Origin of the sequence: Intestinibacter sp., assembly GCF_022780145.1 — a bacterium.
Classification (GTDB): Bacteria; Bacillota; Clostridia; order Peptostreptococcales; family Peptostreptococcaceae; genus Intestinibacter.
This window is the reverse complement of sequence record NZ_JALEXO010000311.1, coordinates 1-8,176: the sequence shown is the minus strand read 5'-3', so window position 1 is coordinate 8,176 and position 8,176 is coordinate 1. Positions and strand designations below refer to the sequence as shown.

General features: G+C 31.3%; 7 protein-coding genes. All 7 read left to right on the top strand.

Going from position 1 to position 8,176, the window contains the following annotated elements; genetic code table 11:
* Positions 1-1,501, top strand: a 1,501-nt coding sequence (locus MR593_RS11870; protein ID WP_290693159.1) for a DHHA1 domain-containing protein, incomplete at its 5' end; no start/stop codon positions are given.
* A gap of 12 nt (positions 1,502-1,513) precedes the next feature.
* Positions 1,514-2,026, top strand: a complete 513-nt coding sequence (locus tag MR593_RS11865; RefSeq protein WP_290693156.1) for an adenine phosphoribosyltransferase — start codon at positions 1,514-1,516, stop codon at positions 2,024-2,026.
* 72 nt (positions 2,027-2,098) lie between these two features.
* Positions 2,099-4,330: a RelA/SpoT family protein gene (locus MR593_RS11860; RefSeq protein WP_290693154.1), complete on the top strand. Its 2,232-nt coding sequence runs from the start codon at positions 2,099-2,101 to the stop codon at positions 4,328-4,330.
* 34 nt (positions 4,331-4,364) lie between these two features.
* Positions 4,365-4,814, top strand: a complete 450-nt coding sequence (gene dtd / locus MR593_RS11855; RefSeq protein WP_290693150.1) for a D-aminoacyl-tRNA deacylase — start codon at positions 4,365-4,367, stop codon at positions 4,812-4,814.
* A gap of 12 nt (positions 4,815-4,826) precedes the next feature.
* A complete protein-coding gene (locus tag MR593_RS11850) occupies positions 4,827-5,450 on the top strand; it encodes an MBL fold metallo-hydrolase (protein ID WP_290693148.1) in 624 nt (207 codons plus the stop codon).
* A gap of 87 nt (positions 5,451-5,537) precedes the next feature.
* Positions 5,538-7,010: a coproporphyrinogen dehydrogenase HemZ gene (gene hemZ / locus MR593_RS11845; protein ID WP_290693145.1), complete on the top strand. Its 1,473-nt coding sequence runs from the start codon at positions 5,538-5,540 to the stop codon at positions 7,008-7,010.
* Positions 7,000-8,176 (top strand): histidine--tRNA ligase (gene hisS / locus MR593_RS11840; protein ID WP_290693142.1); only part of this gene is annotated, 1,177 nt, incomplete at its 3' end. The genes hemZ and hisS, both read left to right, overlap by 11 nt.

Below are 8,176 nucleotides of genomic sequence, written 5' to 3'. Positions count from 1 at the left end.
TGAGGCTGAAGCAATTATAAATAGTGATAGTTCTTATGAAAATGATAAGGTTTTAGTAATAGCCAAGGAAGGTTGGCAGCATGGAATAATAGGAATAGTAGCCTCTAAATTGACTGAGAAATATTATAAGCCTACTATATTGCTAACTATAGAGGATGGTATGGCTACAGGTTCTGCTAGATCGATAAAGGGATTTAGTATATTCGATACGCTTGTTGAATGTAAGGATTTGATGACTAAATTTGGAGGCCATGAACAAGCAGCAGGACTTTCTATGGATAGCAAAAATATAGAAGAGCTAAGACAAAGAGTAAATAAAATCGCCGATTACAATCTAACTCAAGAGGATATGATTGAAAATATAAAGGTAGAATATGAATTAGAGGAGCAACAAGTAAGCTTAGATTTAGTGGAAGAGCTTCATAAATTAGAGCCATTTGGCCTTAGCAATCCTACGCCTAGATTTATTATGAGGAATTTAGTGCTGGCTAATATAGGCTTTGTAGGGGCCGCAAAACAGCATTTAAAGATAACACTTCAAAAGGACTTTGTGTATGAAGCTATAGGATTTAATATGGCTTATCTTGCAGATGAGTTTACTAGAGGTGACAAGGTAGACGTATTGTTCCAGCTTGGCGAAAATAATTACAATAACAACAGAAAGGTTCAGCTGTTGCTTAAGGATATGAGGATTGCGCATCCAAAATCAGCTATAAAGGATTTTACATCTATAAAGCTATTTTCGAAAATAGTTCCTGAGGATGTGAACAATTTATATAAAATAAATTATAATTTAGAAAATAATAGAATAAAAGATGAAAATTTTGGACAAAATGAGATATCAAATAGTTTTGGTATGAAGGATATGGTAAATGGGGATATATTTCAATATTTCAAAGACGAGACTCTTGTTATTTGTAATACACTAAATGGGTTTTTTAGAGCGTATTCAGATTTGTCACTTATAGACGATGAGTTTGACGTAAATTTCGGAAAAATAACTAAAAATACGCATAAAATTAAACTTATATTTTCTCCCTATCTTGATAAATTGGATTTAAACATATATAATAATATTATTCTTTATGATTTTTTATATAATAAAGAAGAATATTCGTATTTATTAGATAATATTAAGCTAAATACTAATTTTGTGAAGTATTATGACAATAAAAATAAATTATATTTAAATAATATAATGGAGAATATAATACCTAACAGAAATGAATTTGTAGCTATATACAAATATTGTATTACAAATAAACACATTGAACTGACACTTAATAAAATAAAATCGACATTGGGAATAATGCCACTTAAGCTATTTGTTATATTAAGTGTATTTAGAGAGTTTAATTTATTAGATTATCAAATAAATGATACAGAAAATACTTTAATCATAGATTTTACGAAGAGTTCTATATCTAAGTTTAATTTAGATGAAAGTTTGATACTACAAAATATTGAACAATTAAGAAATAAGTACTTAGAAAGCTATTAGGAGGAGTCTAGAATGGATTTAAAGGAATGTGTAAGGGTTATTGAAGATTTCCCAAAAGAGGGAATCAGTTTTAAGGATATAACAACATTATTAAAAGATGGGAAAGCCTTAAAATATTCTATTGATAAAATAGTAGAGGATTTAAAAGACAAACAAATAGATATAGTAGTTGGTCCAGAAGCAAGAGGCTTCTTAATCGGTACACCAGTTGCATATGCTTTAGAAGCTGGATTTGTGCCTGTTAGAAAGCCAGGAAAATTGCCAGCAGAGGTTGAAAGATTTGAATACGATTTAGAATACGGTTCAAATATACTAGAAGTCCATAAGGATGCGATAAAGCCAGGACAAAGAGTGGCAATCGTCGATGATTTACTAGCTACAGGAGGAACAACTGAAGCTGCAATTAAATTAATAGAAAAATTAGGTGGAGAAGTTGTGTCAGCACAATTTTTAATAGAATTAGAGTTTTTAAATGGAAGAGATAAATTAAAAGGCTACCATGTTAATTCTCTAATTAAATACTAAAACAATAATAATAGTTGGTATATACCAACTATTTTCATATACATAAAAATATAAGATAAATTAGGTGGTAATATGTGTGACAAGGAATTGCAAGTTTATGATAAAGAATTGCAAGAAATTTTAGATAAAATTAAAGGGTATGCTCCAAATGCAGATGTGACACCCGTTGTAAAAGCATACAACTTAGCTAAATCTGCACATGAAGGAGTATTTAGAAGGTCAGGTGAGCCATATATAATTCACCCAATAGCTGTTGCAAATATATTAGCCGATCTAGAATTAGATATGGAGGTTATAGCAGCAGGTTTACTACACGATGTAGTAGAAGATACACCTTACACTTATGAAGACATCAAGGAAATGTTTGGAAAGGATATAGCTGACTTAGTAGATGGGGTTACCAAATTAGGTAAAATCAAGTATCAAACGAAGGAAGAATCTCAAGCTGAAAACCTTAGAAAAATGTTTTTAGCTATGGCTAAGGACATCAGAGTTATTTTGATTAAATTAGCAGATAGACTTCATAACATGAGAACTCTTAAATATATGCCAGAGGAAAAGGCAAAATACAAAGCAAAAGAAACACTGGAAATATACGGTGGAATTGCTCATAGAATAGGTATATCAAAGATTAAATGGGAATTAGAAGATTTGGCACTAAAATACATCGACCCAGAAGGTTATCAAGAGCTTGCTAACAAGATAACTAAAAAAAGAGATGAGAGACAGAAATATATAGATAAAATAGTAAAAATACTAGAAGATAAATTAAAAGAAGTAAATATAAATTGTGAGGTTTCTGGTAGACCGAAACATTTTTATAGCATCTATAAAAAGATGAAAAAGAAAAATAAAACATTTGAAGAAATTTATGATTTAACTGCTGTAAGAATAATAGTCGATACAGTAAAAGATTGTTATGGAGTTTTAGGAATGGTTCATACCATGTGGATTCCTATGCCGGGAAGATTTAAAGACTACATAGCTATGCCTAAACCAAATCTTTATCAATCTCTTCATACTACTGTAATAGGCCCTGATGGAGATCCAGTAGAAATTCAAATAAGAACTCATGAAATGCATGAGATAGCAGAAAATGGGATAGCAGCCCACTGGAAATACAAAGAAGGAATTACAGGAAATCATGATACTAAGATGGAACAAAAATTAAAATGGCTAAGACAAATGATGGAATGGGAAAAGGATGTAAAAGACCCACATGAGTTTTTAGATGCACTTAAAGAAGATGTATTTAATAGCCAGGTTTATGTATTCACACCAAGAGGAGATGTCATGGAATTACCAGCAGGTTCCACCCCAATAGATTTTGCATACAGAGTGCATACAAATGTAGGTAACAAGTGTACAGGTGCGAAAGTAAATGGAAAGATTGTTCCAATAAACTATAAATTACAAAATGGAGAAATAGTGGAAGTTATAACATCTGCAAACTCTCCAGGACCTAGCCGTGATTGGTTGAATATAGTACAGACACCAACTGCTAGAAATAGAATCAGACAATGGTTCAAAAAAGAAAAAAGAGAAGAAAATATTGAGCGAGGAACAGAAATACTAGAAAAAGAATTCAAACGCTACAATATTCCATACAATAATGCAAGCATTCAAAAATTCTTAGGACAAGTTGCGAAGAAATTCAACCAACCTAGCTTGGACGATTTGATTGCAACTATAGGATACGGTGGTATAGCTACATCACAAGTAATGCCTAAGGTAAGAGATTTCTACAACAAAGAAGTCAGCCGCCAAGAAAAAGAAAAACGAATGCAAGAAAAAGAAAATAAAATAAAGAGAAACTACGACGAACAAGAATACGCCAAAAAGAGAAAGAAAAAAGATAGCGGTATTACTGTAAAAGGATTAGACAATATATTAGTAAGATTTGCAAAATGCTGCAATCCACTTCCAGGAGATGATATAGTAGGATATATAACAAAAGGTAGAGGTGTCGCAGTTCACAGAAAGGATTGTACCAATATAAATTTAGATGACGAATTTATAAAAAACAGACTTGTCGAAGTCGAATGGAATAATCCTGAAAAGAGCAAATTCGAAGGTGAAATAAAGGTTATAGCAGTAGATAGAGTAGGTCTTTTAAACGATGTTATACATATTGTATCTATGGAAAAATTAAGTATGAATGGTGTAAATTGCAGAGTTTCAAAGGACAATACAGTCAATATAAGTATATTAGTTGAAGTTAACGATATAAATGAATTAAAACAACTTATGAAAAAAATAAGATCAATTCCAGGAGTTGATGAGGTTTCAAGAATGAGAAACTAATATTTACAAATTATATAAAATTTAGGAGGATGAGATGAGAGCTGTTGTTCAAAGAATATCATGTTCAAAGGTTACTGTAGATGAGAGAGTAACAGGAGAAGTAAAAAAAGGACTATTAGTTTTATTAGGTGTAACTCACGAAGATACATCTAAAGATGTAGATTATATGGTTGACAAGGTAGTAAATTTAAGAATATTTGAAGATGAAAACGACAAAATGAATTTATCTTTAAAGGATATAGATGGAGAAATAATGGCAGTATCTCAATTTACGCTTTATGGAGATTGTAGAAGAGGTAGAAGACCAAGTTTTACTGATGCTGCTAGACCTGAAGTAGCAAACCCTCTATACGAAGAATTTGTTGAAAAAATAAGAAAACAAGGGATAACTGTGGGAACTGGAGAATTTGGCGCTCATATGATGGTAGAGCTTGTAAATGATGGACCGGTTACAATTTTATTAGAATCTAAAAAAGCTTTCTAAGGAGGGGTTTTTATGATAATTGAAACAATTGAAGAAAGATTTATGGGTGAAAATACTTATATCCTTGGAGATGAAAAGACTAAAAAATGTGCAGTAATAGATCCAGGAGCAAGTATTATAGATATACTAAATGTAATTGAAAAGCATCAATTTACTGTAGAATATATAATATTAACTCATGGTCATGGCGATCATATATCACAAGCACCTGAAGTAAAAAGAAGAACAAATGCTAAAATAGTAGCTCATGTAAAAGAAGAAGAAGTATTGATAGATAGAGTGAAAAATTTAAGTTCACAGCTTCCAGGACCATTAGTTGAATTTGATGCAGATATATATGTAGATGAAGGCGATGTTATAGAGCTTGGAAGTCTTAAATTAAAAATTATACACACACCAGGCCACACAAAGGGTGGTATGAGTATAAAGGTAGGAGAAAATATATTCACAGGGGATACTTTATTCGCAGGAAGTATAGGAAGAACTGATTTTTATGGTGGAGATTACAAGCAAATTATGAAATCTTTGAGAAAATTAGCTAAATACGACGATAATGCAGTAGTATATCCTGGACATGGACCATCTTCTACAATTGGAGTAGAAAAGAGAGTTAATCCATATATGCAACAAATCTAAGTTTTTCCAGTACTGTTTTAGCTAATAAAAGCAGTACTGGTTTATTTTTTGCATTGTATTTAAATAACAGAAAAGGAGCTATTGAAAATGATAGGAATTGTTCTAAAAGGACATGATTATAAATACGAAGTAAGTGAGCTCGTAAAATTATTTACTTCTGATTTTAAATTTTTAGATGAAAAAGACTGCATGATGGTAATAGACAACAGTATTTTTTACCATGGAGATAAGGTTTTTTCAAAAACAGTTTACTGTGAAAATTACGAAGAAATACTTAGCAATGTAGACTATAGAGATCTAAGCGGTCTAGATGAGAGAGCTCGCAAGAAAACTATAAAAGAAACTATAAAAAGAAGTATGTTTAAAATACTTGAACAAAAATTCGAAGCAAACGTGCCTTGGGGTATACTTACAGGTATAAGACCTGTCAAGATTGTACATGCTCTATTAGACGAAGGAAAAGACGAAAATTTTATAAAATCAAAATTAGCTGAGGATTATTACATAAATAGTGATAAAATAGAATTAGCTTTAGATATTGCAAAAAGAGAGAGAAAATTTATTTACCCTGTGGACAAAAATACAGTATCATTATATGTAAGTATACCTTTTTGTCCAACAAGATGTTATTACTGCTCATTCCCAGCAAATTCTCTGAGCAAATACAGTGATTTGAAACCTTTATATGTAGAAAAATTACTTGAAGAGGTAAAGGGAGTTGCAAAATTACTTAGAGAAACAGGTAAAGAGGTCGAAACTCTATACATAGGAGGAGGAACTCCTACGACATTGACACCAGAGGAAATGGACAAATTGATAACTGGTTTATATGAAGAATTCGATTTAAGCAATATCAAAGAATTTACAGTAGAAGCAGGTAGACCTGATACAATAAATAGAGAAATTTTAGAAGTATTGAAAAAACACAATGTAACTAGAATAAGTATAAATCCACAGACTATGAATGACGAAACTCTAGAAAAAGTCGGCAGAAAACATACTGTAAATGATATAATTGAATGTTTTCAGTTGGCGAGAGAGCTAGGATTTGATAATATTAATATGGATATAATTTTAGGACTTGTAGATGAAGATTTAGAAATGGTAGAAAATACTCTAAAACAAATCGAAAAGCTTTCACCAGAGAGTCTAACTGTGCATACATTAGCAGTTAAGAGAACATCTAAATTAAAAGAACATATAGACGAATATAAATTGACTCAATTTGATGAAATGTCTAAGATGATAGATTTATCTATGGAATACGCTAAGAAGATGGGACTTAATCCATATTATATGTACAGACAAAAACACATGCTAGGAAACCTAGAAAACATAGGATACGCTAAGGAAGGCTATGAATGTATCTACAACATTCAAATGATGGAGGAACGCCAAAGTAACATAGCCTTAGGAGCAGGCTCAATTACAAAATTTGTATATATAGACGAAAATAGAATTGAAAGAGTAGAAAACGTCAAGAATCTAGAACAATATATTGATAGAGTTGACGAAATGATAAATAGAAAATATGAGGAGGTACAAAGAAATGTTAAGTAAAGCACCTAGAGGAACAAAGGATGTAACACCAAAGGATGTATATAAATGGCATTATGTAGAAAAGAAATTTAGAGAAATATGTGCATTATATGGATATGAAGAAATAAGAACTCCTATTTTTGAACACACAGAAGTATTTGCTAGAAGTGTTGGGGACACAACTGACGTAGTTCAAAAGGAAATGTACACTTTCACTGATAGAGGGGACAGACAATTAAGCTTAAAACCAGAAGGAACTGCTGGTGTTATAAGATCATTTATAGAAAATAAAATGTATGCAGATACACAACCTACAAAATTATACTATATAACTCCTTGCTTCAGATATGAAAGACCACAAGCAGGTAGACAAAGACAATTCCACCAATTTGGTATAGAAGTATTAGGTAGTGATGGACCATCAGTAGATGCTGAAGTTATATCACTTGCAGTACAATTCTTTAATGAATTAGGACTTAAAAACCTATCAGTTAATATAAACTCTGTAGGATGTCCTAAATGTAGAGAAGCATACAACAAAAAATTAAAAGAATACTTAGACAAAAAGACTGATGTATTATGTGAAACTTGTCTAGAAAGAAAAGACAAAAACCCAATGAGAGTTATAGACTGTAAAAACCCTCAATGTAAAGAAAACTTAAAAGACATACCATTTATGATAGATAATTTATGTGACGACTGTAAAGAACATTTCGAAACATTAAAGAAATACTTAACAGAAATGGGTATAGACTTTGTAGTTGATAAAACTATAGTTAGAGGATTAGACTACTATAGAAAAACTGCATTTGAAATAATCTCTAATGACATCGGAGCTCAAAGCACTGTTTGCGGTGGTGGTAGATACGATGGATTAGTTGAATTACTTGGAGGACCTAAGGATATAAGTGGTATAGGATTTGGTCTTGGAGTAGAAAGATTATTATTAACTCTGGAAAACAACAACATAGAAATAGATAATCCAAAATCAACTGATATATATATAGCAACTATAGGAGATGCAGCTAAAACTAGAAGCTTTAAGATAATAAGAGATTTAAGAGCTAATCATATAAGTGCTGATAACGATCACTTAAATAAGAGTATCAAAGCTCAATTCAAATACTCTGATAAGATAAATGCTAAATACACAGTTGTTATAGGTGATGATGAATTAGCTAACGATA

Bases quoted from the DNA above. Each gene is read 5' to 3' on its own strand.
- MR593_RS11865 (WP_290693156.1), top strand. From the start codon at position 1,514: ATGGATTTAAAGGAATGTGTAAGGGTTATTGAAGATTTCCCAAAAGAG.
- MR593_RS11860 (WP_290693154.1), top strand. From the start codon at position 2,099: ATGTGTGACAAGGAATTGCAAGTTTATGATAAAGAATTGCAAGAAATT.
- dtd (WP_290693150.1), top strand. From the start codon at position 4,365: ATGAGAGCTGTTGTTCAAAGAATATCATGTTCAAAGGTTACTGTAGAT.
- MR593_RS11850 (WP_290693148.1), top strand. From the start codon at position 4,827: ATGATAATTGAAACAATTGAAGAAAGATTTATGGGTGAAAATACTTAT.
- hemZ (WP_290693145.1), top strand. From the start codon at position 5,538: ATGATAGGAATTGTTCTAAAAGGACATGATTATAAATACGAAGTAAGT.